At 65.0% G+C, this 24,633-nt stretch carries 19 protein-coding genes; 8 read left to right on the forward strand and 11 right to left on the reverse strand.

What is annotated here, in order from left to right:
- Window position 1 precedes the first annotated feature (1 nt).
- Window positions 2–2,515, forward strand: a complete 2,514-nt coding sequence (parC, locus tag RUGAMON1_RS09170) for a DNA topoisomerase IV subunit A (protein ID WP_445230210.1) — start codon at window positions 2–4, stop codon at window positions 2,513–2,515.
- An 81-nt stretch (window positions 2,516–2,596) separates the two neighbouring features.
- On the opposite strand, the gene RUGAMON1_RS09175 is transcribed toward parC, so the two are convergent.
- The 5 genes from RUGAMON1_RS09175 to RUGAMON1_RS09195 form a co-directional block, all read right to left on the reverse strand.
- On the reverse strand, window positions 2,597–3,079 hold the full coding sequence (locus RUGAMON1_RS09175; RefSeq protein ID WP_445230211.1) for a hypothetical protein: 483 nt from the start codon (window positions 3,077–3,079) through the stop codon (window positions 2,597–2,599).
- A 106-nt stretch (window positions 3,080–3,185) separates the two neighbouring features.
- Window positions 3,186–4,619, reverse strand: coding sequence for an IgA Peptidase M64 (locus RUGAMON1_RS09180; RefSeq protein WP_445230212.1), 1,434 nt, complete (start codon window positions 4,617–4,619; stop codon window positions 3,186–3,188).
- Between the two features lie 168 nt (window positions 4,620–4,787).
- Window positions 4,788–6,020, reverse strand: a complete 1,233-nt coding sequence (locus RUGAMON1_RS09185) for a cyanophycinase (protein WP_445230213.1) — start codon at window positions 6,018–6,020, stop codon at window positions 4,788–4,790.
- A gap of 81 nt (window positions 6,021–6,101) precedes the next feature.
- Window positions 6,102–7,391 carry a cyanophycinase gene (locus RUGAMON1_RS09190; RefSeq protein WP_445230214.1) on the reverse strand — a complete coding sequence of 430 codons (1,290 nt, stop codon included), beginning with the start codon at window positions 7,389–7,391 and terminating at the stop codon, window positions 6,102–6,104.
- 143 nt (window positions 7,392–7,534) lie between these two features.
- Entirely contained in the window at window positions 7,535–10,324 is a 2,790-nt protein-coding gene (locus RUGAMON1_RS09195) for a TonB-dependent receptor (RefSeq protein WP_445230215.1), read from the reverse strand.
- Window positions 10,325–10,483: 159 nt separating this feature from the next.
- Between RUGAMON1_RS09195 and RUGAMON1_RS09200 the strand changes: the two genes are divergently transcribed.
- Window positions 10,484–11,623 (forward strand): succinylglutamate desuccinylase/aspartoacylase family protein, encoded by a 1,140-nt coding sequence (locus RUGAMON1_RS09200; RefSeq protein ID WP_445230216.1) that lies wholly within the window; start codon window positions 10,484–10,486, stop codon window positions 11,621–11,623.
- 13 nt (window positions 11,624–11,636) lie between these two features.
- A complete protein-coding gene (locus RUGAMON1_RS09205) occupies window positions 11,637–13,031 on the forward strand; it encodes a YfcC family protein (RefSeq protein ID WP_445230217.1) in 1,395 nt (464 codons plus the stop codon).
- A gap of 51 nt (window positions 13,032–13,082) precedes the next feature.
- On the opposite strand, the gene RUGAMON1_RS09210 is transcribed toward RUGAMON1_RS09205, so the two are convergent.
- The 4 genes from RUGAMON1_RS09210 to RUGAMON1_RS09225 all read right to left on the reverse strand — a co-directional run bounded on the left by RUGAMON1_RS09210 (window position 13,083) and on the right by RUGAMON1_RS09225 (window position 17,257).
- Window positions 13,083–13,703, reverse strand: coding sequence for a hypothetical protein (locus RUGAMON1_RS09210; protein ID WP_445230218.1), 621 nt, complete (start codon window positions 13,701–13,703; stop codon window positions 13,083–13,085).
- 190 nt (window positions 13,704–13,893) lie between these two features.
- Window positions 13,894–14,664, reverse strand: a complete 771-nt coding sequence (locus RUGAMON1_RS09215; protein ID WP_445230219.1) for a LytR/AlgR family response regulator transcription factor — start codon at window positions 14,662–14,664, stop codon at window positions 13,894–13,896.
- Window positions 14,665–15,846, reverse strand: coding sequence for a sensor histidine kinase (locus RUGAMON1_RS09220; RefSeq protein WP_445230220.1), 1,182 nt, complete (start codon window positions 15,844–15,846; stop codon window positions 14,665–14,667).
- A gap of 28 nt (window positions 15,847–15,874) precedes the next feature.
- Window positions 15,875–17,257 carry an alpha/beta hydrolase family protein gene (locus tag RUGAMON1_RS09225; RefSeq protein ID WP_445230221.1) on the reverse strand — a complete coding sequence of 461 codons (1,383 nt, stop codon included), beginning with the start codon at window positions 17,255–17,257 and terminating at the stop codon, window positions 15,875–15,877.
- Between the two features lie 237 nt (window positions 17,258–17,494).
- On the opposite strand from RUGAMON1_RS09225, the gene RUGAMON1_RS09230 reads away from it, so the two are divergent.
- Together RUGAMON1_RS09230 and RUGAMON1_RS09235 are read left to right on the forward strand one after the other, a co-directional pair.
- Entirely contained in the window at window positions 17,495–17,734 is a 240-nt protein-coding gene (locus RUGAMON1_RS09230) for a colicin E3/pyocin S6 family cytotoxin (RefSeq protein ID WP_445230222.1), read from the forward strand.
- Window positions 17,727–18,038: a hypothetical protein gene (locus RUGAMON1_RS09235; protein ID WP_445230223.1), complete on the forward strand. Its 312-nt coding sequence runs from the start codon at window positions 17,727–17,729 to the stop codon at window positions 18,036–18,038. Before RUGAMON1_RS09230 ends, RUGAMON1_RS09235 begins: the two co-directional genes overlap by 8 nt.
- On the opposite strand, the gene RUGAMON1_RS09240 is transcribed toward RUGAMON1_RS09235, so the two are convergent.
- On the reverse strand, window positions 18,035–18,460 hold the full coding sequence (locus RUGAMON1_RS09240; protein WP_445230224.1) for a GNAT family N-acetyltransferase: 426 nt from the start codon (window positions 18,458–18,460) through the stop codon (window positions 18,035–18,037). The genes RUGAMON1_RS09235 and RUGAMON1_RS09240 overlap by 4 nt on opposite strands.
- Before the next feature lie 107 nt (window positions 18,461–18,567).
- On the opposite strand from RUGAMON1_RS09240, the gene argH reads away from it, so the two are divergent.
- Both argH and RUGAMON1_RS09250 read left to right on the forward strand, forming a co-directional pair.
- Complete coding sequence (argH, locus tag RUGAMON1_RS09245; RefSeq protein WP_445230225.1) at window positions 18,568–19,965, forward strand: argininosuccinate lyase; 1,398 nt, start codon at window positions 18,568–18,570, stop codon at window positions 19,963–19,965.
- 4 nt (window positions 19,966–19,969) lie between these two features.
- Window positions 19,970–20,626: a DUF6445 family protein gene (locus tag RUGAMON1_RS09250; RefSeq protein ID WP_116991694.1), complete on the forward strand. Its 657-nt coding sequence runs from the start codon at window positions 19,970–19,972 to the stop codon at window positions 20,624–20,626.
- A gap of 6 nt (window positions 20,627–20,632) precedes the next feature.
- On the opposite strand, the gene RUGAMON1_RS09255 is transcribed toward RUGAMON1_RS09250, so the two are convergent.
- A complete protein-coding gene (locus RUGAMON1_RS09255) occupies window positions 20,633–21,289 on the reverse strand; it encodes a hypothetical protein (RefSeq protein ID WP_116991697.1) in 657 nt (218 codons plus the stop codon).
- A gap of 766 nt (window positions 21,290–22,055) precedes the next feature.
- On the opposite strand from RUGAMON1_RS09255, the gene RUGAMON1_RS09260 reads away from it, so the two are divergent.
- Window positions 22,056–24,596 carry a M4 family metallopeptidase gene (locus RUGAMON1_RS09260; RefSeq protein ID WP_445230226.1) on the forward strand — a complete coding sequence of 847 codons (2,541 nt, stop codon included), beginning with the start codon at window positions 22,056–22,058 and terminating at the stop codon, window positions 24,594–24,596.
- The last annotated feature ends 37 nt before the right edge of the window (window positions 24,597–24,633 follow it).

The following is a 24,633-nucleotide window of genomic DNA, read 5'->3' on the forward strand; positions in this document are numbered from 1 at the left end:
TATGACTCATCAAGCAAATCTCTTTGACGAACCGGCGCCGGAAGCGGCGGCGGTGGCTCAACCTGCAGCACCTGCGCCCTTGGCCGAGTACTCGCCTGCGTCCGCGCAGGCGAGCGCCGGCGAAACCGACAATCCGCTGGACGGCGGCGCTGGCGGCACCGGCGGCGACAACGGCGGCAACGATGGCAACGGTGGCGGCAACGGCGGCAACGACGGCCCGCTGGGCGGCGGCGATGACGGCGACGGCGGCGACACGCTGACCCTGTCCACCTTCGCCGAACGCGCCTACCTCGACTACGCCATCTCGGTGGTCAAGGGCCGCGCGCTGCCGGACGTGTGCGACGGCCAGAAGCCGGTGCAGCGCCGCATCCTGTACGCGATGAACGAAATGGGCCTGAACAGCACCGCCAAGCCGCGCAAGTCCGCCACCGTGGTCGGCGACGTGCTGGGTAAATTGCACCCGCACGGCGACCAGTCGGTGTACGACGCCATGGTGCGCATGGCGCAGGACTTCTCGCTGCGCTACCCGCTGGTCGACGGCCAGGGTAACTTCGGCTCGCGCGACGGCGACGGCGCCGCTGCAATGCGATACACCGAAGCCCGATTGACGCCGATCGCCAAGGTGCTGCTCGACGAGATCAACCTCGGCACCGTGGAATTCCAGGCCAACTACGACGGTTCGACCGAAGAACCGTGCCTGCTGCCGGCGCGCCTGCCGATGGTGCTGCTGAACGGCGCCTCCGGCATCGCGGTCGGCCTGGCGACGGAAATCCCGTCGCACAACCTGACCGAGGTGGCGCAAGCGGCCGTCGCCATGATCCGCAATCCCAAGATCAGCCACGGCGAATTGATGGCGATGATCCCCGGCCCGGACTTCCCGGGCGGCGGCCAGATCATCACCCCGCCGTCGCAGATCAGCGACATGTACGCCACCGGCCGCGGCAGCATGAAAGTGCGCGCCCGCTGGAAGATCGAAGAACTGGCGCGCGGCCAGTGGCAGGCGGTGGTCACCGAACTGCCGCCGGGCACCTCGTCGCAGAAGGTGCTGGAAGAAATCGAAGAGCTGACCAACCCGAAGATCAAGATGGGCAAGAAGGCGCTGTCGCCGGAACAGATGGCGCTCAAATCGCTGATCCTCAATTCGCTCGACACCATCCGCGACGAATCGGGCCGCGCCGCGCCGGTGCGCCTGGTGTTCGAGCCGAAGTCGAAGAACCAGGACCAGACCGAATTCATGCTGCTGCTGCTGGCGCATACCTCGCTCGAATCGTCGGCCTCGATCAACCTGGTGATGATAGGCGGCGATGGCCGTCCGCGCCAGAAGGGCCTGACCGACATCCTGCAGGAGTGGATCGAGTTCCGCTTCGCCACCGTCACCCGCCGCACACAGTACAAGCTGGGCAAGGTCGACGCGCGCATCCACATCCTGGAGGGCCGCGAGACCATCCTGCTGAACATCGATGAAGTGATCCACATCATCCGCAACTCGGACGAACCGAAGGCGGCGCTGATGGAGCGCTTCCGCCTGTCGGAGATCCAGGCCGAAGACATCCTGGAAATCCGCCTGCGCCAACTGGCCCGCCTGGAAGCGATCAAGATCCAGCAAGAGCTGGCCGAACTGCGCAAGGAAAAAGGCCTGCTGCAAGACCTGCTCGACAACCCATCGTCGATGAAGCGCGCCATCATCAAGGAAATCGACGCCGACGCCAAGACCTATGGCGACGCCCGCCGCACCCTGATCGAGGAAGCGCAGAAAGCCGTGGTCGAACAGAAGGTGGTGGACGAACCGGTCACCGTCATCATTTCGGAAAAAGGCTGGATACGCGCCCGCACCGGCATCGGCCACGACGCCGCGCAATTCACCTTCAAGGCCGGCGACACGCTGTACGGCGCCTTCGAGTGCCGCACGGTGGACAACCTGCTGGCCTTCGGCAGCAACGGCAAGATCTATTCGGTGCCGGTGGCGGCCCTGCCGAACGCGCGCGGCGACGGCGTGCCGATCACCACCCTGATCGACCTGGCCAGCGGCGCCCGCATCCAGCACTACTTCGCCGGCACGGGCAGCACGCAGCTGCTGCTGGCCACCAGCGCCGGTTTCGGCTTCATCGCCAAGGCCGGCGACATGGTCAGCCGCATCAAGGGCGGCAAGGCCTTCATCACATTGGAAGACGGCGACGTGCCGCTGCCGCCGGCGGTCATCGCCGACAGCGCCAGCGCGGTGGCCGTGTTGTCGGCCAATGCGCGCGTGCTGGTGTTCGGCATGGACGAGATGAAGGTGCTGACCAACGGCGGCCGCGGCGTGATCCTGATGGAGTTGGACGACAAGGAAACCCTGATCGCGGCCAAGCCTATCAGCCAGAAAGGCGTGATCGTCGCCGGCATCGGCCGTGGCGGCAAGGCGCAGGAAGAGCGCCTGTCCGCTTCGGCGCTGGCGGTCCACTTCGGCAAGCGCGCCCGCAAAGGCAAGGCGCTGGCGACCAAGATCAAGCCAACCTCGCTGACGCCTATCGTCTAGAACACGCAGACGAAAAAAACCGCCGGCCCGAACGCGATCAAGATCGCGTTCAGTGCCGGCGGTTTTTTTATGCGCTGCTAATTAGTTCTTGGCGGCGGCGGCTTTGACGTCGGCGGCCGATTTGGCTTTGACGGCTTCGGTCTTGTTGGCGGCGATGGCTTTGTCTGCGGTCGCGTCAACAGCTTCCTTGATTGCCTTGGAGTCGGCTTTCACGTCTTTTTTGACGGCTTTTTCTTCAGCCTTGGCGACCGATTTGTCGCCCTTGGCTTCTGCCTTGGCTTTGTCTTCAGGATCGGCCTTGGCTACTTTTTCGTTGGCTTTGGCTTTTTCCACGTTGACGTGGGCGGCGCCGGTGTCATGGGTCTTGTTGGCTTTGGCGATAGCCTTGTCGGCTTTCTTGTCGGCCTTGACGTCGGCCTTCAATTCCTTCTGCTGCGCCTTGGCCACGTCCTTGTTGGCTTCATTTTCAGCCTTGACGACGGCTGGGGTCTGAACCGGGGTGGTTTGTGCGTAAGCGGCGGTTGCAAACAGGCCGGCGATCAGGGTAGCGATAATTTTGTTCATGGTGTTTCCTCTCAAAGTTTTATTTGGATGCGTTCTTGTTCTTGCCACGTATCCAGAATAGGCCGATGAGAGGAAGCACTCTGTACGGTAGCGTACCTAACGGAAATTACTTGCCTGCCCCCGGGCGCGAGTACAAATCGATGATGGCGCCGATGGCGTCGGCGCAGACGGCGCAGAACTTCTCGCTGCGGTCGAACATGATGCATTGCATCTGCGGCCGGTAGTAGCCGCTGGCCTCATAGTTCGCTCCCTCGAACGCGCCCACCGTGTGGAAGTGCGGGTCTTTCGAGAACAGCGCGTTGGTCGACTCCAGGTCCTTGCGGAACAAGGCGCTCATCTCCGACTCCGGCCGGTTGGCGGCCCGCAGCGCGGCCCGTTCCTTCTGGTAGGCGCGCGACGCGGTTTCATACGCCTCCTTGGCCCATGGCGTCGGCAGCGGCGTGCCGTCCTTGACGAACTTCTTCCATTTCAGATTGGCCGGATCGCGCAGCGCGGTCGCATTCGGCTCCCACGGCTCCTGGCGCGTGCCGTTCGACTGGTAGGCCACCGGCGAGGTGTAGTACTCGTCGGCCAGGCCGGCGAAGTGGTGGCCGAATTCGTGCACGAACAGGTAGTTGGCCCAGTCGTTGTTGGCCGCCGCGGTGCTGAACTGGCCGAAGATGCCGCCGCCGCCGTAGGTCTCGTTGTTCACCAAAATCTCGATGAACTCATAAGGCGCGTACTGCGCCAGTTCGCGCAGCGCGCGGTTATCGGTGGTGAGCACGTAACGCTCGCTGCCGAAGATGTCGTAGCGCGTGCCCAGCGGCGACGCGTGGTGCACGCCGGTCGACGGACGCGACACGCCCGATTCCTCGGTCGGCAGCGCCAGCGCCCAGACGTTGAAGTCCTTGGCGCGCTCCTTGAACGGCGAGGTGGCGAACAGGTGGTCGGCCAGCTTGCGCACGGTCGCCTCGAACTTGGCCATGTCGGCCTTGGTGTAGCCGTCGCCCAGGATCAGCAGGTCGACCTTGTCCGGCGACGGGCCGTTGACGCGGATGGCGATCGGTTTCGGCGCCGCCGCCATCGATGCGGGAGGCGTCTGCTTGCGCACCACGTCCATCGCATCGGTATCGACATCGGCGGTCCACACCACCGAGAAGGCGTTGCGGTCGTCGCGCTTCAGGATGCGCACGCGCACCGGGCGGTCCGGCTTGGGAAAGCGCACCGATTCCTGGAAGCCGCGATTGGCGTGCGCCGCCTCGTCGGTGCTGCGCCATTCGGCGAAGATGGTGGAAAAGCCGCGCGAGTACAGCAGCTCGCCGGTCTTGGCGTCCACCACCTCGACCATGTTGTTGCCGCGATTGGTGTTGTCGATGGTGCTGCGCATATCGCCCGCCCACGGCAGCGGCTCGATCACCACGCGCTCCATCGCATAGCTTTCATTGAGCGCGTTGCCGCTGTGGAGATAGTCGAGACGGACGGTGGCCGGTTGGGCGGCCATCGCTGGCAGGGCGGCGACGGCAGCGAAAGCGGCAAGCGCCAAGGATACGAAGCGGTTCATGGAACTCCTGTGGTTCAGTGTACGGTGACCGCCATTGTAATCCCGGCGGGATGCGGAGACGGGGGTGCCCGCCGCACTCCGTGCACTGGAACCTCCCGCTTTTTCAGCTGGATTTTACTTGTTTGTCCTGTTTTTACACCGCGCCGGCACTCCCCGTCCCCGGCCTCGCTAGTTTTTCTGTACCAGCGACTGGCCGATGTCGAGCGGCCGGATGTCCAGCCGCATGTTCAGTATCGAATAGCTCTGCGGCGCCGCCGACGCGTAGCCGACGCTGTCGCGCGTCTTGGAGAAGGTGAACTGGAAGCCCAGCTCCGGCAGCGGCGTATTGCGGCCGCTGGTGGCGATGCCGATCGCCTCGCTGCGGCGGTTGTTCATCAGGTTCTCCATCAGCTCGACCACCGCGTTCCTGCCCAGTATATCGGCCGAGAACACCGGCTCGTGCAGCACCGCCGCATGCGCCTTCAGCTTGCCGGACGCCTTGGCCTCGGACGGCGTGAAGGTGTGCGTGCCCAGGTCGTACTTGTCGCCCCGGTCCAGATAGCTGATGACGGCGTTGGAGACGTTGAAGCCGGCGCTGGCCGGATCGGTGGTGGCGCGCGTCAGGTCGATCAGCAGCGCGCCCTTGTGGCCGACGATCTCCACCCGCCGCCGGCTGTCGACCACCATCGCCGTGTTCTCGTCGATGCCCAGCCCGAACTTGTAGCCCTTCTTCAGCATCGCCGGGATCATGCGCGCGAAGCGGCCGCGCACCAGCAGGTGCTGGTCGACGAAGACGTCGTCGCCGATAAAGCCCAGCCCCGGCGCGATCTCCCTGCCCTCGGTCACGCCGCCGCGCAAAGTCGCGAACACCGTGTTCGGCGCATAGAACATGGTGCTGCTCATGATGGCCGCGCCGGCGCTGCTGCCCGCCACCACGCCGCCGTTGCGGTACAGCTCCCACACCGCGTCCAGCACCGCGCTGCGGCTGCCGTCCTCGCGCACCAGCGCCTGCGTGATGCGGGCCTGGTCGCCGCCGACGAAGAACACGCCGCCGGCGCCGCGCACCGCCGCCGCCAGTTCCGGATCGTCGGCCGCCTGGCGGAAATCGCTGTCGGCCAGCTTGACGGCCAGCGGCACCAGGAAGGCGTCCGCGCCGTACTGCTTGAGGAAGCCGACGATGGCCGCCCCCACCGGCGCCGGATCGGCGGCGGCCGACGGCAGCACCGCCACGCGCGCGCCCGGCCCGCCGGCCAGCTGCACGATGCGCTGCCAGACGTCGGCGTTATCCTGGCGCAGATTGCCGCCGATGATCACCAGCGTGCCCTTGGGAGCGGACGGCGCGGCCGTCGAAGCGGCCAGCGCCCCGCCCAGCGGCGCCGCCAACATCAGCGCCGCCTGCAAGCAATGCTTCAAGATTGACATCCGCATAAGCGCCCCCGCAATGAAAAATGGGATGGAGCCAGAGGCGCCATCCCATCCAATATACCCGATTTCGCCCGGCCGCTAGCGGTAGCGGTACAGCGGCTGCTGCAGCTGGATAGGCCGGATATCCATGCGCAGCTTGAGCACCGAATAGGCCTCGACCTCGGTCGAGCTGTAGCCGACGCTGTTGATGGTCTTACTGAAGCGGAATTCGAAGCCCAGGTCCGGATAGGCGTCGCGCGGATTGCCGAAGGCGATGCCGATGGCCTCCTGCTGGGCGTTGTCGATCAGGTTGACCATCAGGTCCAGCACCGCGTTGTTGCCCAGGATGTCGTTGGTGAACACCGGCTCGCGCGTGTCCGGCTGGTTGGGATCGAGCTTGTTGTCGGCCTTGTCCGGCGACGGCGTGAACTCGCGCGACACCAGGTTGAACTTGTCGCCCCGGTCCAGGTAGCTGATGGTGGCGTTGCTGATGTTGAAGCCCTTGATGCCGCGGTCGGTGATCGCCGCCGACAGGTCCAGCAGCAGCGCGCCGCTGTAGCCGATGATCTCGACGTCGCGCTTGGCGTTGACCACCATGGCGCTGTTCTCGTCGATGCCCAGGCCGATCTGGTAGCCCTTCTTCAGCATCACCGGGATCATGCGGGCGAAGCGGCCGCGCACCAGCAGGTGCTGGTCGACGAACACGTCGTCGCCGATGAAGCCCAGGCCCGAGGCGATTTCATGGCCGTCGTTGACGCCCTGCTTGAGCATGTCCAGCGTCGGCTTGGCGTCGTAGAACATGGTGGTGCTCATGATGGCCGCGCCGGCGCTGGAACCGGCCACCACGCCGCCGTCGCGGTACACGTCCCACACCGCGTCCAGCGCCGCCGTGTGCTTGCCGTCCGGGCGCACCAGCGCCTTGGTGATGCGGGCCTGGTCGCCGCCGGTGAAGTAGATGCCGGTGGCCGAGTGGATGGCCGCCACCACTTCCGGATCTTCGGCCGCCTTGCGGTAGTCGCTATTGGGCAGCGTGACGCCGAGCGGAATGAAGAACGCCTGGGCGCCGTATTGATTCAGTTTGTTGACGGTGTTCTGGGCCGACTTCTCGGGATTGATCGAGGCCGAGCCGAACACGCCGATGCGCGCGCCCTTGCCGCCGGCCAGCATGACGATGCGCTGCCAGACTTCGGCGTTGTCGGCCCGCAGGCCGCCGCCGATGATGACCAGGTTGCCCGCCGGCGGCGCCAGCACCGGCTTGGGCGGCGGCACCGCCTTGGCCGGCTTGCTGGACTTGACGGTCACCTTGGCGACCGGCGCGGATCCGCTTCCCTGGGCGGTCCCCTGCGCCGCACACACGCCGGCGCCGGCGAATACCAGCAGCCATAGCATGACGAGACGCCGCAGTGTAAAACCTGTTAATTTCATGTTGCCCTTCCGATGAAAACCGGCGCCGCGCTCGCGCGCGGCGCCGTCGATAATACAGATGATACCAATCAATTACTCATTCCGGCTTAAAGCATCATTACGTTACATTACTTGAAGGCGTAATTGGCGCTGGCATAGAAGCGCCGGCCGCGCGGATCGGTGTAGGTCGGATCATAGCCCGAGATGAAGAAGAAGGCCTGATTCGAGTACGGCGGCGCGGCGTTGAACAGGTTCTGCACCCCGGCGCGCAGCTTGAAAGCCTTGTTGACCTGCCAGGCGCCCGACATGTCCCACAGCGAATAGGCCTTCACATGGTTGGCCGCCACCACCGTGCCGTCGTCGGTGTTGATCGCCGAGTTCTGGTCCTCATAGCCGCTCGACCAGGTGTTCGACAGGCTGGCCGAGTACGGGCCGTGGTCCCAGTCGAAGGTGACGGTGTGGCGCCAGCGCGGCACCACGCCGTCGGTGACGAAGCGGCCCAGGTTGCTCAGGTAGGGATCGCCCACCGAGTTCTGGATCTTCGAGTTGAGCACATAGGTGCCCGACAGATGGCCGCCGAAGTTGCCGGCCCAGGTCTTCACGCCACGGTAGTCCAAGGTCAGGTCCAGGCCCGTGGCCAGCTGCGCGCCGCGGTTTTCCTTGCGCAGTTCGATGTAGTCGATGGCGTCGTCCGCGTCGCGGTGCACCAGGTTGCCGTACTTGGCCAGGTTGCCCAGGATGACGTCGTCGCCGATCTCGCTGATCAGGTCGGTGCGCTTGATGTTCCAGTAGTCCAGCGTCATTGTCGCTTGCCTGGACGGCTCGATCACCATGCCCACCGAGTACTGGCGGCTGTGCTCTGGCTTGAGCTGCGCGTTCGAATAGCGGCGGGTGTTCCAGTTGTCGGCGCAGTCGGCCAGGCTGTTGTCCGCCTTCGCGCAGGCGACCGGATCGGGCAGCGTGGCGGTGGCGCTGTAGACGGTCGGGCGGTACAGGTCCGACATCGACGGCGCGCGGAAGCCGCGCCCGGCCGAGGCGCGGAACAGCATGGTCTTGGCCGGCATGTAGGTCACGCCCACTTTCGGGCTGGCGGCGCCGCCGACCACCTGGTAATGGTCGTAGCGGGCCGACAGCTGCGCTTCCCACTGCTTGGTGAACGGCAGCAGCAGCTCGCCGTACACCGCCTGCACCGTGCGCTTGTCGCTGGTGGCGCGGCCGCCTTCGGGCGCGGCGTCGTTGTTGATGTTATCGCTCAACAGCAGCGCCGACGGCGTGAAGTCGGTGCGCTCGTGGCGCACCTCGCCGCCGATCGCCAGCGCCGCCTCGCCCCCGGCCAGCTTGCCGACCGCGTGCGAGACCTTGAAGTCGATCGAATCCATCACCCCGCGCGCATGGCGCACGTCGTCGTTGACCTGGATCGAATCGAGCAGCGCCACGCCGGCCGCGCTGGACGGGCCGAAGGGATTGATCACGCCGTCGTAGATGCCCTTGACCAGCTTGTCGTACAGCAGATAGCCGTGGGTGTCCTTGTCCTTGATGGTATTGACGCTGTGGTTCAAGCCGATGTCGTAATCGAAGCCGTTGGCGCTGCCGGTCAGGCCGACTACGAAGCGCTGGCTCTCGCTGGTCAATTCGCTGGTGCGGCGGCCGGCGTCATTGAGGCGGATGCGCAGCTCGACATCGCCGACCACGTCGTCGTCCGCGCTGGCCTCGTCCGACGCCAGGTCGTACTTGGCCAGGCCCGGTATCTTCTTGTAGTTGATCGGCGCCCGCACGCGCGCGGTCGAGGCCACGTAGCTGGTCTTCGAGCGGCTCAACGCGATCTCGGCGAACAGCTGGTTGTCGGCGTTCAGCTGCAGCACGCCGCGGCTGAGGAAATTGACCTTGTCCGACTTCGGATACAACTCGGTGTCGCCCATGTAGTTGTAGGTGCAGGCGTCGACCCCGCCGATACCGGCCGGCAGGTACAGATTGGCCGCCGGCGCGCAGCCCGGCACCGACAGGTTGATGGTGCGGTTGGTCAGCGGCTTGCCGTTGAGGGTGAAGCCGTTGTCGTTCAGGTAGTCGCGCTGGGCGCCGGTCAGGCGGATGTTGGCCGGAGAGGTAAAGCCGGACAGCAGGTGCGGCAGGCGCTCGGGGATCTGCAGGTTGCCGATGAACTTGCGCTGCGAGGTGCTCAGGGCGTCGGTGCGCTGCACGTCCACCACCGCGAACACATTGTAGCCATCCTTGTTCAAGTCACCGGTGCCGGCGGTCAAGGTGGCGGTGCGCTTGCCGGCGCCGCCCTCCTTGGTCTTGCTGCCGTAGGCGTTCAGCTCCACGCCCTGGAAATCCTTGCGGGTGATGAAGTTGATCACGCCGCCGATGGCGTCGGTGCCGTACAGCGCCGAGGCGCCGTCGAGCAGCACCTCGACGCGCTGGATGGCGGCGGCCGGGATGTTGTTCAAGTCGACGCCGGTGTCGTCGCCGGGCGAGGCGAAGTTGGCCATGCGGCGGCCGTTGAGCAGCACCAGCGTGGACGAGGTGCCGATGCCGCGCAGGTTGGCGCTGTTGAAGCCGCGCTGGTCGTGGCCGTCGGTGATGCTGGCGCCGTCGGTCAGGCCGCCGACGTTGGCCGACACGCGCGCCATCAGCTCCGAGGCGGTGGTCACGCCGGCCTTCTCGATCTCCTCGCGGGTGATGACCTGCACCGGCAGCGCGGTTTCCGATTCGATGCGGCGGATCGCCGAGCCGGTGATCTCCACCTTCGGCAGCACGGCCGGGTTGGCCGAAGTGGCCGGCGAATCCTGTCCCTGCCCCTGCCCCTGCACCTGCGCCAGCGCCGGCTGGCCCAGCAGGCCGACCACGGCGCCCGCGCTCAAGGCCAGGCGCACCGACCGCGCCATCATCTTCACCCGCATGCTTTGCACATCACCCATGATTTTCTCTCTGATTGTTATATAAATAATTCCATTAAACTAACTGTACGCACATCGCCGGGAAAACTCAAGAAACCGGGCCGCCTTTCGCCGTGCGGCGATTTACTTTGTGAAAATAGTGCTACATACTCAATCTTTGTCGAAAAAGTCCTTCCTGCCATGCAAGTACACAAACATCCGCTGTCCGGTCCGCACAGCAACGCCAGCTTTGAACTGACCAGCCTTCACTTCGGCCGCCCCGGCGCCGGCAAGAAGGTCTACATCCAGGCCTCGCTGCACGCCGACGAAGTGCCCGGCATGCTGGTGGCGCAGTATCTACGCAAGGAGCTGAGCGCGCTGGAGGCGGCCGGCCGCATCACCGGCGAAGTGATACTGGTGCCGGCCGCCAATCCGATCGGCCTGGCGCAGGCGATCCACGGCGCCGCCTTCGGCCGCTTCGACCTCACCACCGGCATCAACTTCAACCGCTCGTACAAGCACGTGGCCGACGACCTGAAAAAATCGCTGGACGGCCTGCTGGGCGCGGACGCCGACGCCAACGTGCGGCTGATCCGCGAGCACGCGCGCGCCTCGATCGCCGCGTGGCAGCCGGCCACCGACGCCGACACGCTGAAGAAAACCCTGATGACCTTGGCGATCGACGCCGACATCGTGCTCGATCTGCACTGCGACAACGAGGCGGCGCTGCACATCTACGCCGGCACGCCGCTGGCCGAGGGCGTCGCGCCGCTGGCCGCCATCCTGGGCGCGCACGCGCTGCTGCTGGCCTACCAGGCCGGCGGCGAACCGTTCGACGAAGCGTGCAGCCGCCTGTGGTGGGACCTGGACAAACACTTCGAAGGCCGCTATCCGATCCCGGCCGCCTGCCTGTCGACCACCGTCGAACTGCGCGGCGAAATGGAAGTGAGCTACGCGCTGGCAGAGAAAGACGCCGCCGGCCTGATTCAGTTCCTGACGCTGAACGGCGTGCTGCAAGCGCCGGACGCCGCGGCCGCAGCGGCAGCCGCCGTGCTGCCCGCGCCGCTGTGCGCCGCCACGCCGCTGGAAGGCGTCGAGCCACTGTACGCGCCGCACGCCGGCATCCTGGTCTACACCCGCGACCTCGGCGCGCGCGTGGCGCCGGGCGACGCCGTGGCCGACTTGATCGACCCGGTCAGCGGCGAGACCACGGCGATACGCGCCGGCGTGGCCGGCGTGTTCTTCGCCCGCAGCGCGCACCGCCACGTGATCCGTGGCATGAACGTCGGCAAAGTCGCCGGCGCCCAGGCTTACCGTGCCGGCGACCTGCTGAGCCAATAACGCTGTATAAAAAATGACCACTAAAAAATTCAAGCTGCCGCACACCTTCGTCCTGCTGTTCATCATCCTGGCCCTGATCGCGGCGGCCACCTGGCTGGTCCCCGGCGGCAAGTACGACACCCACCTGGTCAACGGCAAGCAGCTGATCGATCCGTCCAGCTTCCACTACATCGCCAGCGCGCCGCAGGGCGTGACGGCGCTGATGAAGGCGCCGATCAAGGGCTTCGTCGACGCCGCGCTGATCATCGGCTTCGTGCTGATCGTCGGCGGCGCCTTCTCGGTGCTGCAAAAGACCGAGGCGGTCGATTCGATGATCAAGTCGCTGGCGCGCGCGCACGACAGCTCGGTGTTCATCCAGAAGGCGCTGATACCGGTGTTCGTCACCATGTTCTCGATCGGCGGCGCCACTTTCGGCATGAATGAAGAAGCCATACCGTTTATATTGATTTTCGTGCCGCTGGCGCTGGCCCTGGGCTACGACACCGTCACCGGCGTCTCGATCCCCTTCCTCGGCTCGCAGGTCGGCTTCTCGGCGGCGTTCCTGAATCCCTTCAACGTCGGCATCGCCCAGGGCATCGCCGGCGTGCCGGTGTTCTCCGGCTGGGCCTATCGCCTGATCGTGTGGTTCATCGCCACCGCCATCACCATCGTGTTCCTGATGTGGTACGCGGCGCGCGTGAAGAAAAATCCGGAGCTGAGCCCGACCTACGCGCTGGACCAGGACAAGCGCCGCGAGCAGCCGCACGGCCTGGGCGAGTTCCACGGCATGACCGCGCGCCACAAGCTGGTGCTGGCGATCTTCGTCGGCTCGCTGGCGATCATGGTGGGCGGCGTGGTCGGCTACGACTGGTACATCGACGAAATCGCCGCGCTGTTCCTGACCATGGGCATCGTCATCGGTTTGGTGGGCAAGCTCGATTCGAGCCAGATCGTCGAAGGCTTCACCCAGGGCGCGCGCGACCTGGTGGGCACGGCGCTGGTGATCGCGCTGGCGCGCGGCACCATGATCCTGGCGCGCGACGCCCACATCATCGACACCATGCTGCACTCGCTGATGCCGCTGGTGCAGTCGTCCAGCCCGATCTTCGCGGCGTGGAAGATGTTCGGCATCCAGACCGTGATCAACTTCTTCATCCACTCCGGCAGCGGCCAGGCCGCGTTGACGATGCCGATCATGGCGCCGCTGGCCGACCTGGTGGGCGTGACGCGGCAGACCGCGATCCTGGCGTTCCAGTTCGGCGAGTTCACCACGCCGATGATACCGACGTCGGGCATCACCGTCGGCGTGCTGGCGCTAGCGCGCATCCCGTGGATCACCTGGGCCAAGTGGATGGTGCCGCTGCAGCTGATCTACGCCGTGCTGGCGCTGGCGCTGCTGGTGCCGCCGTGCCTGATGAACTGGCAGTGACATCACTCCCGCGCAAGCCATCGTGCTAGCGCAGCCGGGGTTGTTGCTGAACTAGTAGGCGACGTCTTCCAGCCGGTAGCGGAACTTTCTGCGCTCCGGTAAATCCCAGCCGGGTTCACGGTCGGTGTTGCGGGGTAGCGCGGCCGCCGGCGGTGCGGGCTGCGGCGCGGGTAATGCTGGCGCTGGTGCCGCCGGCAATGGCAGGGCCGCGGCAGGGACAAGCACGGTCGTAGCCGCGGGCGCCTTCGAGGCGGCGATCAGTTCGTCTCGCAGTCGGCTCGCAGTTTTGAAGGTCTTGTCGCCCGGGCGGCGGATGAATAAATCATGCCATGCATTGCGCGTCGAGCGCGCGAACGATTGCGCGAACTGGTTCGGAGACACCGCGCGGCCATTGTGGATGATCTGGTCGCCTTCAACGCGCGCGTAATTGTTCTCTCCGTAGCTCCATGATTTCAACACGGTGCCTTCGGGCAGAAACAGTGTTTTCCATTGGTAGCCGTGTAAGCCTGCGGGATCGGCTCCGGGGGCGAATGCGGCCGGGTCTGCTAGCCAGCGTTCGACGGCCAAAGTCATCGCTTCCGAGATATCCTGCGAGCCGCCACGGCGGCGTAGTCGTTCAATCAATTTGAGCAGGGTATCGGTGGGCACCTGCACGGTCATTGTGGTATTCATTCGATTTCCCCCCCTATTTTTTTCGGCTTTCCCAGATTTAGATCGGCAAATCCGGCAATAGTTCAATGCTTGAAAAAATCGGGGAAAATCGAAGAGAAAATCGTGGTTTTGCTACAAGGAGCGTGGCGGCGCATCCAATAGGCATACTCCCAAGCGCAGATGAGCGCGATGTTCACGGGGATGACGACAGCTAGCCGAGGTAGACATCGCTCTTGAAACGCCAGGCATAGCTCTGGCTGACCTTGAGCTGCTCGGCGTGCCCCCGCAGCTCCACCGTCAGGTTGCCCAGTTCGTCGCGCTGCGCGCGGGCAATGGCGCGCAGCGCCACCAGGGTGCCACGGTGGATCTGCCAGAACTGCGCCGGGTCCAGCCCCTTCTGCAACTGCTTGATCGTGGTCCGTACCAATCCTTCATCGGTGGCGCTGACCACCCGCGTGTAGCGGCTGTCCGACTCGAAGAACAGCACTTCCTCGATCGGGAATATCTTGATGGTGTTGCCGGCGTTGGTGCTGATCCAGCGTATCCGCTCGGCCTGCGCGTTGCTGCGCAGTTGACGGTCAAACTCCCCCATCATCCGCAACAGGTCGGGCATGGCAGCCCCTGTCGCCAACTGCCCGCGCAAACGCTCCACGGTCTGGGACAGGCGGTTCAGCGCGATGGGCTTGAGCAGATAATCGAGCGCCCCCAGGCCGAAGGCTTCGATGGCGTGCGCATCGTAGGCGGTGGTGAACACCACGCGGCAGCGGCCTTCGCTGGCGCGCGCCACATCCAGTCCGCTGAGCGCAGGCATGCGGATATCGAGAAAGGCCACGTCCGGCCGGTGCTGGGCGATGGCGGCCAAGGCTTCGCCGCCATCTTCGCATTCGGCCACGATCTCCAGCTCCGGCCACACCTGCGCCAGCAGGCGGCGCAGGTCGCCGCGCTGCAGGTCTTCATCGTCGGCTATCACGGCGGTCGGCATCTAAGCAGCCTTTCCGGGTAATGCCTGCAATGGCAGTTCGATGCAGGCTTCCAGCCCGCCGAGCTCCCTGGCCGTGAGCCGCAGCGCGGCCAGGTCGCCATACAAATGCTGCAGCCGCTCACGAATGTTACTGAGGCCGATGCCGCTGCCGCTGCTACTGCCGCCGAAGCCGACGCCGTCGTCGGCCACCGCCAGCACCAGTTGTTCGCCGCCGGCGGCCTGGCGCCGGGTGACGCTGACGACAATCTCGACCGCCCCCTTCTTCGGCTCAATGCCGTGGGTGACGGCGTTCTCCACCAGCGAAATCAGCATCAACGGCGGAATCGCGCAGCGCTGCAAGTCGTCGGGACATTCGACGCGGAAGGCCAGGCGCGGCAAGCGGGCATGGATCACACCCAGATAAGCGCGCACGGCGTCAAGCTGCGCGCCCAGTTCCACCAGCAGGTGCCCGCCCTCATTGCGAATCTGGGGTATCGTCGCCCGCAGGTAGTCGACCAGATGGTCGATGATGGCCACGCCGCGCGCCGGATCGCTGAGGATGGCGGCGCGCACGCCGGACAGGGTGTTGAACAGGAAGTGAGGCTCCACCTGGCTGGCCAGCACCGACAATCGCATCGCCACCTGGTTGCGCTCGTCCTTGTAGCGCTCCATCTGTTCCTGCAGTTGAGCGTCGCGCAGGCGTTGCCGCTGCCGCAGGTAGGCCAACAGGTCGCCGGTTCCGCCCAGCCACGACACCACCATGGACCAGACCACCAGATTGATCAGGCGCTCGGACGGATCGCTTTGCATGCGGGTGAACTGCGAAATGTAGGCCGCCACGCACATGCCGCACAGGAGGGCCAGGAGCACGCCGGCCAGCTCCCGGCGCCTGGACCATCCGCGCTGGCACACCAGCACCGCCAGCCAGCGCCCCAACAGCAGCGCCACCACCACCAGCGCCCACAGCGCGCACATGGGCCATCGCATCGACGGCGTCCCGGGCCTGGTCGGCGTCAAGGCCGATAGGACCATCAGGAAAATGCTGAAGACCACCATCGGCAACAGGAAAGAGCGCGCGCGGTAAGCAAACCAGGTGCGGCCGAACACCGGGTATTGCCGCGCCCTGGCCGACCACCCCGCCAGTTGCCCGGCCAGGCTGGCGGGAATCGGCTGCTCTTTCGCGGTGTCGGGTGGTAGCTGCATATCCATCATATCCATTCAAATCGTCGGCTTACTGAACCTGCTGGCGTATCCAGTCGCTCATCGCGGCCAGCGCCGACGGCGCCAGCGTTTCCTCGAGCTGGGCATATTCGTCGCCCGCACCGGTCTTCGCGGTCTGGAACAGGTGGTTCAGTTTGGGTAGCTCTTGTACCACAGCGCGCGGATTGTTGACCAGTGCCGCGCGGATCGCGTCGAGATCGAGCCTGGCCGGCACCTGCCGATCCAGTTCGCCATTGAGCGCCAGCACGGGCTGGCGCATGGCCTGCAACGCCGGGCCGGGTTCGAGGCGGAGAAAGGCATGGAACCACGGGCTGGTATAGCGCTGCGCCGTCGCCGCCGCCGTGCCGGCTGCCAGCAGGCCATCGCGCTCGCCCTGCTCAAGGATGGCCGTCGCCTTCAGCCTGGCCTGCTCCAGGTCAGGTGCGGCGGCGATGGCGCCGAACAGCGCGCGGTTCATCGTGCGCTCCCTGGCGATCTGTTCCGGCTTGGCGCCTTCGGATTCGGAACTCAGCGCGCGTTGTTCGACCATCAGCAATTCGCCGCGCACGCCCGGCCCGGCCATCATGACGACGAAGCCCAGTTGCGGCTCGCGCGCCGCCACCACCGGCGCGATCAGCCCTCCTTCGGAGTGGCCGACGATGCCGATGCGGCGGGCATCGATATCGGGACGGGAGCGCAGGAAGGCGACGGCGGCTTGCGCATCGGCCGCGAAATCGAGCGTGGTCGCGGCTTTGTAGTCGCCCGTCGATCCGCCGATGCCGCGTTTGTCGTAACGCAGTACCGCGATGCCCTGGCGCGTCAGGTGATCGGCCAGCACCAGGAAGATCTTGTGCCCCAGGATATCCTCGTCGCGGTTATTGGGGCCGGAACCGTGCACCAGCACCACCGCCGGCCACGGGCCTGCGCCCTTGGGCAAGGTCAGACTGCCGGCCAGCTGCACTGTGGCGCTGGCGAAGCGAACCTCCTCGCTGGCATAAGGTGCGGCTGCTGCGGCGATGGCTTGTTCCTGCGGACGTTTCGGCTGCAGCGCGGCGACAGCGGCGGCATCGGTGCGCCGCAAATTCAACGGCGCCGACTGGCCCTGGGTCCAGGTCCCGGTCCAGGCTTTGCCCTGCTCATCCCAGGTGGCCTGGTAGCTGGCATTCAGTCTGGCGATGGCAAAACTGATATGCGTGGCATCGGTGGCGAACTGCTCCACCTTGGTCGAGAAGCCCTGGCTGGGGGTCGACAGCGTCGCCTCCCACCCGCCGCCCGCCGTTTGGCTGACGATCAAGACGACGGTCAACTCGCCGGCGATGGAGCCGCTCCACTGTCCTTGCGCATCCTCCGCGCAAGCCGGCAACGCCGCGCCCAATGCGGCCAAGGCCCACAGGCCCGCTACAATTTTCTTCAAGATGGTCCACTTCCTGAAAACGAGAAGACCCCACCTTAGTCCAACGCCACACGCCACGCCGCAACAAGCGGCCAACGGCGCATTGGCTGTCATGAACGGCCTGTTTGCGGTCATGGACGCGCACGCAAAAGTTTGGCGCCCCGCAGGCGCATCAAGAGATCTTGCAATAGATCGTCATCAATACTCGTCAAACCGGGCATGCCAACTTGGTCCCCACCTCGCCGCACACCCGGTGCGATGGGAGCCATTTTGATACCCATTCCCAAACCATCCTATCTCGATCAGTGCGTCTACCTCGGCGCGCGTCATGGTGAAAAGCGCTGGCGATCCAAGGATAGGACTAAACTATATACGCGGGATTGGACGCACGGAGAAATCGAAGTGTTCAATAAGCGCGGCCGTCACCTTGGCAGCATAGACGCCGTCACCGGGGAGTTGCTCAAAGGCGCAATCGCGGGGAGGAAAATCGATGTCTAACTTCATTGAAAAATGCCTGCTACGCGAAGCCAAGCCGGAAGACATCGATGACTTCATCGAGCTATGGCATGAAAATCCGGGCGCCCAACCGTTGCACGACTTCCTGGGCATGACGCGCAACGAGTACGCGTTCTGGATTGCCGACGTAGCCATTCTGCCAACCATCATCAGCATCCGCTCTAAGCGTCAAAGCATGGACCAATTCCTTGCCGAGTCTGACGGCCAACTGCCGGCGGCGGCCAAGTCAGCCACTCCGTCGGGAGCCCAAGCTCTCATGACCTGGCTACAAGCCCACAGCACCTAGTTACTGTAAATATTCGGGAAGTAGCGCTCCATCAGCGTGGTCGGCCGGGCCGGCGGCGTGAAGCCGAACTTTTCGTACAGGCCGTGCGCGTCGCCGGTCGCCAGCGTGAAGCGGCGCAGGCCCTGCAGGTCCGGGTGGCCCAGCACCGCCTCCATTAACTGCTTGCTGTAGCCCCGTCCCCGAAACTCCGGCAGCACGAACACGTCGACCAGGTTGGCGAAGGTGGCGCAGTCGGTCACCACCCGCGCGAAACCGATCTGCCGCCCGTCCAGATAGGCGCCGAAGCACAACGAATTGTCGATCGCCCGCTCCAGCACCGCCAGCGGCATGCCGATCGCCCATGTCGACTGCTCGCTGATAAATTGATAAATCAGCGGCACGTCCAGATCCGCCTTGTTGGTGCTGATGTGCAGAGTCGTCATGATTTCGATAGCCAAAATAGTAATGTTGACATATTTTTGAGCAGCTGGCGGTTTATAATCGGTGCTGACACTACTCATATCACTCACGCGCACAAGCCTTCCCCACTATGACAGCACAACTTTCCAAAAAAAGCGAAGCCTGGTCGGCCCGTTTTAACGAACCCGTTTCGGACCTGGTCAAACGCTACACCGCCTCGGTCTTCTTCGACAAGCGCCTGGCCAAGGCCGACATCCAGGGCTCGCTGGCCCACGCCGAAATGCTGGCCGCGCAGGGCATCATCAGCGCCGCCGACCGCGCCGAGATCGAGCGCGGCATGGCGCAGATCTCCTCCGAGATCGAAGCCGGCCAGTTCGAATGGCTGCTGGACCTGGAAGACGTCCACCTGAATATCGAAAAACGCCTGACCGAACTGGTAGGCGACGCCGGCAAGCGGCTGCACACCGGCCGCTCCCGCAACGACCAGGTGGCCACCGACATCCGCCTGTACGTGCGCTCCGCCATCGACGACGTGGTCGACCTGCTGGCGGCCCTGCGCGGCGCCCTGACCGACCTGGCCGAGAAAAACGCCGACACCATCATGCCCGGCTTCACCCACATGCAAGTGGCGCAGCCGATCACCTTCGGCCACCACATGCTGGCCTACGTCGAAATGTTCGGCCGCGACGCCGAGCGCATGGCCGACTGCCGCAAGCGCGTCAACCGCCTGCCGCTGGGCGCCGCCGCGCTGGCCGGCACCACCTTCCCGATCGACCGCGAACGCGTCGCCAGGACGCTGGGCTTCGACGACGTCTGCCACAACTCGCTGGACGCCGTCTCGGACCGCGACTTCGCCATCGAGTTCACCGCCGCCGCCTCGCTGATCATGACCCACGTCTCGCGCATGTCGGAAGAGCTGGTGATCTGGATGAGCCCACGCGTGGGCTTCATCGACATCGCCGACCGCTTCTGCACCGGCTCGTCGATCATGCCGCAAAAGAAAAACCCGGACGTGCCGGAACTGGCGCGCGGTAAAACGGGCCGCGTGTACGGCCACCTGATGGGCCTTCTGACCCTGATGAAAGGCCAGCCGCTGGCCTACAACAAGGACAACCAGGAGGACAAGGAACCGCTGTTCGACACCGTCGACACCGTGGTCGACACGCTGCGCATCTTCGCCGACATGGCCGGCGGCATCAGCGTCAAGCCGGACGCGATGCGCGCCGCCGCGCTGCAAGGCTACGCCACCGCCACCGACCTGGCCGACTACCTGGTCAAGAAAGGCCTGCCGTTCCGCGACGCCCACGAAGCCGTGGCCCACGCCGTGCGCGCCTGCGACGACCTCAAGATCGACCTGTCGGAAATGTCGCTCGACCAGCTGCGCGCCTACTCGACGCTGATCGACGACGACGTCTTCGCCGTGCTGACGCTGGAAGGCTCGGTCGCCGCGCGCGACCACGTCGGCGGCACCGCGCCCAACCAGGTGCGCAAGGCCATCGCCCGCGTGCGCGCACAACTCGCCAAGTAAGGCAATGGCGCGCCCGACGCTCACCTATCGCAAACCGCAACTGGGGCGCGACTACTGGGTCATGGATAACATCCTGCCGAACGCGCAGGAAGTGGCCCGGCGCTGCTTCGCGCGCGAGGACTGGGAACTGGGCGCGCCGCATCGCCCCGAGCCGTGGCCCGGCATGCGCAGCAAGGGCGCGCTGCTGCCGGACGAACTGGCGCAGGTGGAAGCCTGGGTCAGGAAAGTCACCGGCGCCAAGAAGCTGTGGCAGGAAGCCACGCCGCAAGGCAGCACCCTCAATCACAACTACGTGCAGCTGGTGGGCGGGATCGAATCCGGTCCGCGTCCGCACACCGATTCGCTCAAGCTGTGCCGCTACGCCGCCGTGATCTACCTGTCGCCCGATCCGCTGCCGGCGGCCGGCACCTCGTTCTACCGCCTGCGCTACCCGGACGGCACGCTGGGCGGCAATTACTGCAGCCCGCCGCACGCCAACCTGCGCGAGGCGCTGGGCGTGACCAGCCTGCCGCCGCAGGCCTGGCAGGAAGACCAGCGCGTCGACAACCAGTTCAACCGCATCCTGCTGTACCGCGCCAACCTGGTGCACTCGGCCAGCAGCTACTTCGGCTGCGACCACGACGACAAGCGCATGACCGCCGTGTTCTTCTGGATGGCCTGATAGCGTCTACTGCGTCACGATCTTCGACAGCACGGTAAACGCCGCGCCGGTCTGGTTCTGCTCCAGCAGGATGGTCAGCTCGGTGTAGGTGCAGATCATGTTGACCAGGTTGATCTTGTCCCACGCCAGCTGCTTGAGGATGGCGTGATAGATGCCCGGCGTGCGGCTGGTGTCCGGGTTCAGGTGCAAGGTCACCGCGTTCAGGTTGTCCTGGCGCGCCAGCAGCCGTTCGCCGGCAAACACCTCCTCCACCATCGCCGTCAGCACGCGGCTGCAAATGACCATCACCTCGTTGACGCCGCGCGTGACCGTGACGAAGGCGCCGCGCATCGGCTCCGCCTTCGACAACAGCTGGCGATGGCATTCGTTGATGCTGTCCGAATAACGGTAGGTGTACTCGGTCAGTTCGGTGCGGGTGGTCAGCTCGCCGGTCTTCTGCGCCAGCGCGAGCGGCTGGTTGCTGGCCTCCGGCAGGCGCTCGGCCACGCGCCGCAGCGCCATCACCACCGCCGCCTGGCCGACCGGCTTCCACATATCGCTCTCGAGCTGCGGCTGCAACTGGCGCGCCAGCTCCGACAAATTGATCAAATTGCGCCGCAAGCCTTCCGTGAGGAAGGACGATTCCATGACGATGCGTTCTACTTTGGTTGCAATCGACAGCATACAAGCTCCCCTGTCCGCGCGCCGGCGGACAAAAACTCTACTGAACTGCAGGCGCTGCGCCAGGCGGCGCGCCTTGGTAGGCGCCCGCGCGGCGACGCAGTCCCGCTGCCGGCGCCTCGGATGGAGGCGCGGCGGCAGTCAGGATGCGGCAAGCGGTGATGATTGGAGGGCGATGCTAAGCCGGTGGCGGCGCCGTTGTGTGGGCGGCGCGCAGTGCGCGGGCGGAACTGACGTTATGCGTTGGGTGTGCGGTCATTATCTTCTTCCTGTGGTTCCCGTTGCGCTTGTTACCAAGGGTCGTGCCCTGCGCTTTTTATATGCCAGTCACGAACCATAATCCGAGCTGGCATCAACTAGTTTAATTCGCAATATTAGAACTCTGCAACCATGATTTGCTGAAAATTTGTGCATTGTGTTGCGTAGCCACCGAAAATAGAGGGCCGCACCTAGTTCGTTGTTGATATAAGACAAACTGGCCCTATCGTGCGCATTCATGCGGCTTACATCTGGTATGGAGGCCGCCGCGAGCCCCCTGTTTCGCCGCCCTTCGAGTGTCTCATTTCGGACATTTCTTACTTCCTTGACTATTTTTCCAAGTTTTTTGACTTCGTGATCTCGACAGGAATAGTGTCGCCCCTACTCGTCGTTTTAGCCGCAAAAAAACGCTGCCAGGCCAACCGCCGACGCAGCGTCGGGAACGCCGAGTTGGCCACTATCCCGGCCAAGGCCGCACCTAGCGAAAACACATAGACCCCATGGAGAAGAGATGAATTTACGTAAGACCCTACTTGCTGCTTCCATCGTCGCCGCATTGCCGATGATGGCTTCCAACGCAGCGCAAGCGGCGGCACAGCTGATGTCCGCACCAGTGGCCCAGGCCTCTCCACAAGAGAGCGCAGGACTGGTGGCCAAGCTGTCCGCGCTGGACAGCCAACGCGGCCTGTCCGCCGACCATAGCTTCCGCATCGCCAGCCAGCACCCGGGCGTCGTCGGCGAGAAGATCACGCGCGCCAACCACACCTACAAAGGCCTGCGCGTGTTCGGCTCCGAATCGGTGGTGGTGACCAACAGCGCCGGCGACATCGTCAGCGAGTCGGTCTCCGACCGCCGCTCCGCGCTGGGCGCCCCGGCCGCATCGAACGGCGGCCGCTCGGCCACCGTCGCCCCGGCCGACTGGAATCCGACGCTGAGCGCCGGCGACGCCATCGCGCAGGTGGTCAAGGCCGTCGCGCCGAGCGGCACCCACCGCTGGGAACCAAGCGCCGAGCTGCTGATCTACCCGGTGATGAAATCGGTGCGCGTGGCCTCGGCCCTGAACAAGTCCGAAGCCGCGCTCAACGCCATGGACCTGGAACAAGTGGTCGACCACTATGAGCTGGCCTACCTCGTCAAGACCCGCATGGCCGACAAGGGCAAGCTGGTTTACTTCGACACCGTGGTCAACGCCAAGACCGGCGCCGTGATCGCCCAATGGAAAGCGCTGCAGACCGTGGTCGGCACCGGCAACAGCCAGTACAACGGCTCCGTGCCGATCCAGACCTCGCTGTCGGGCAGCACCTACAAAATGCTGGACTCCACGCGCGGCACCGGCGGCGCCTACGGCGGCATGGCGATCACCAACGCCAACCACAGCTCGGCCAACAATCCGAACGCCGGCAGCATCTACACCAACACCAGCAACACCTGGGGCGACGGCCAGCAGTACATCAACGGCGGCAGCACCACCAACGCCAACGGCCAGACCGCCGCGGTCAACGCGCTGTGGGGCCTGATGAACACCTACGACGCGCTGAAAAACGTGCTGGGCTGGCAGTCGCTGGACGGTAACAACACCGCCACCTACATCGCCGCCCACGTCGACACCCAGTACGACAACGCCTTCTTCGAACCTGGCTGCAAGTGCATGTACATCGGCGACGGCTCCAGCTTCTACAGCCTCGGTTCGATCGACGTGATCGGCCACGAGATGTCGCACGGCGTCACCGACGCCACCTCCAACCTGACCTACTCCGGCGAATCGGGCGGCTTGAACGAATCGAACTCGGACATCGGCGGCGAGATGGTGGAAGCCTACGCCCGCGCAGGCGGCACCGGCAGCGTGATCCCGGCATCGGGCAACGACTGGATGATGGGCAAGGAGATCAGCAAGTCCGGCCAGCCGCTGCGCTGGATGTACAAGCCGAGCAAGGACGGCGGCAGCCCGGACGCCTGGAGCAGCACGATCGGCAACCTCGACGTCCACTACTCCAGCGGCCCTAACAACCGCATGTTCTACTTCCTGTCGCAGGGTTCGAACTCCAGCTCGACCAGCGACTACTACTCGAAATACCTGGTCAAGAGCCCGGCCGCGATGACCGGCATCGGCAACGACAAGGCGTTCCGCATCTGGTTCAAGGCGAACACCACCAAGTTCACCTCATCGACCAACTACGCCGACGCCCGCACCAAGGTGCTGGCCGCTGCGACGGAACTGTATGGTGCGGGCTCGAAAGAAGCCATCGCCGTGCAGCGCGCCTACGCGGCGATCAACGTCGGCGCCGACATCGACGAAACCGGCGCCACCGGCGGCGTGTCGATCACGACCCAGCCGTCCAACGTCAGCGTCGCAGCCGGCTCCACCGCGTCGTTCAGCGTGGGCGCCACCGGCGGCACCTCGCCGTACACCTACAAGTGGTACCGCAACGGCGCCGTCATCACCGGCGCCACCTCGGCCACCTACTCTCTGACGGCGCAGACGGCCGACAACGGCGCGGTGTTCAACGCCGTGGTCAGCGACTCGTCGTCGCCGGTCAAGACCGCCACTTCGGGCAACGCTACGCTGACCGTCGGCACCACCGGCGGCACCACCGAGCGCGTCACCAACGGCGGCTTCGAGTCCGGCGCCACCGGCTGGAGCGGCACCACCGGCGTGATCGGCAACTACAGCGGCCAGAGCGCCTACGAAGGCACCATGTTCGCCTGGCTGGGTGGTAACGGCACCACCGCGTCGGAAACCATCACCCAGGCGGTGACGATTCCTTCGACCGTGACCTCGGCCACGCTGACCTTCGCGCTGCACATCGACACCGCTGAAACGGGCAGCACCGCCTACGACAAGCTGGTGGTGACCGTGAAGAACAGCGCCGGTTCGGTGCTGGGCACCCTGGCCACGTATTCGAACGTGAATGCGGCCAGCGGCTACCAGGTCCGCACCTTCAACATGAGCGCGTACAAAGGCCAGACCGTCACGCTGTCGTTCGCCATGACGGAAGACTCGTCGCTGCAAACGTCGTTCGTGGTGGACAAGGTCAGCCTGATCACCCAGTAAGTGTGAAACCCAGCCCCGCCTGACCCGACGGGGCTGT

Origin of the sequence: Duganella rhizosphaerae (genome assembly GCF_040364205.1) — a bacterium.
Lineage (GTDB): Bacteria > Pseudomonadota > Gammaproteobacteria > Burkholderiales > Burkholderiaceae_D > Rugamonas > Rugamonas rhizosphaerae.

What these genes read in the sequence shown, in the direction of transcription:
- parC (WP_445230210.1), top strand. Translation starts at nt 2, where the DNA reads ATGACTCATCAAGCAAATCTCTTTGACGAACCGGCGCCGGAAGCGGCG.
- RUGAMON1_RS09175 (WP_445230211.1), bottom strand. Translation starts at nt 3,079, where the DNA reads ATGAACAAAATTATCGCTACCCTGATCGCCGGCCTGTTTGCAACCGCC.
- RUGAMON1_RS09180 (WP_445230212.1), bottom strand. Translation starts at nt 4,619, where the DNA reads ATGAACCGCTTCGTATCCTTGGCGCTTGCCGCTTTCGCTGCCGTCGCC.
- RUGAMON1_RS09185 (WP_445230213.1), bottom strand. Translation starts at nt 6,020, where the DNA reads ATGTCAATCTTGAAGCATTGCTTGCAGGCGGCGCTGATGTTGGCGGCG.
- RUGAMON1_RS09190 (WP_445230214.1), bottom strand. Translation starts at nt 7,391, where the DNA reads ATGCTATGGCTGCTGGTATTCGCCGGCGCCGGCGTGTGTGCGGCGCAG.
- RUGAMON1_RS09195 (WP_445230215.1), bottom strand. Translation starts at nt 10,324, where the DNA reads ATGGGTGATGTGCAAAGCATGCGGGTGAAGATGATGGCGCGGTCGGTG.
- RUGAMON1_RS09200 (WP_445230216.1), top strand. Translation starts at nt 10,484, where the DNA reads ATGCAAGTACACAAACATCCGCTGTCCGGTCCGCACAGCAACGCCAGC.
- RUGAMON1_RS09205 (WP_445230217.1), top strand. Translation starts at nt 11,637, where the DNA reads ATGACCACTAAAAAATTCAAGCTGCCGCACACCTTCGTCCTGCTGTTC.
- RUGAMON1_RS09210 (WP_445230218.1), bottom strand. Translation starts at nt 13,703, where the DNA reads ATGAATACCACAATGACCGTGCAGGTGCCCACCGATACCCTGCTCAAA.
- RUGAMON1_RS09215 (WP_445230219.1), bottom strand. Translation starts at nt 14,664, where the DNA reads ATGCCGACCGCCGTGATAGCCGACGATGAAGACCTGCAGCGCGGCGAC.
- RUGAMON1_RS09220 (WP_445230220.1), bottom strand. Translation starts at nt 15,846, where the DNA reads ATGCAGCTACCACCCGACACCGCGAAAGAGCAGCCGATTCCCGCCAGC.
- RUGAMON1_RS09230 (WP_445230222.1), top strand. Translation starts at nt 17,495, where the DNA reads ATGGGAGCCATTTTGATACCCATTCCCAAACCATCCTATCTCGATCAG.
- RUGAMON1_RS09235 (WP_445230223.1), top strand. Translation starts at nt 17,727, where the DNA reads ATGTCTAACTTCATTGAAAAATGCCTGCTACGCGAAGCCAAGCCGGAA.
- RUGAMON1_RS09240 (WP_445230224.1), bottom strand. Translation starts at nt 18,460, where the DNA reads ATGACGACTCTGCACATCAGCACCAACAAGGCGGATCTGGACGTGCCG.
- argH (WP_445230225.1), top strand. Translation starts at nt 18,568, where the DNA reads ATGACAGCACAACTTTCCAAAAAAAGCGAAGCCTGGTCGGCCCGTTTT.
- RUGAMON1_RS09250 (WP_116991694.1), top strand. Translation starts at nt 19,970, where the DNA reads ATGGCGCGCCCGACGCTCACCTATCGCAAACCGCAACTGGGGCGCGAC.
- RUGAMON1_RS09255 (WP_116991697.1), bottom strand. Translation starts at nt 21,289, where the DNA reads ATGCTGTCGATTGCAACCAAAGTAGAACGCATCGTCATGGAATCGTCC.
- RUGAMON1_RS09260 (WP_445230226.1), top strand. Translation starts at nt 22,056, where the DNA reads ATGAATTTACGTAAGACCCTACTTGCTGCTTCCATCGTCGCCGCATTG.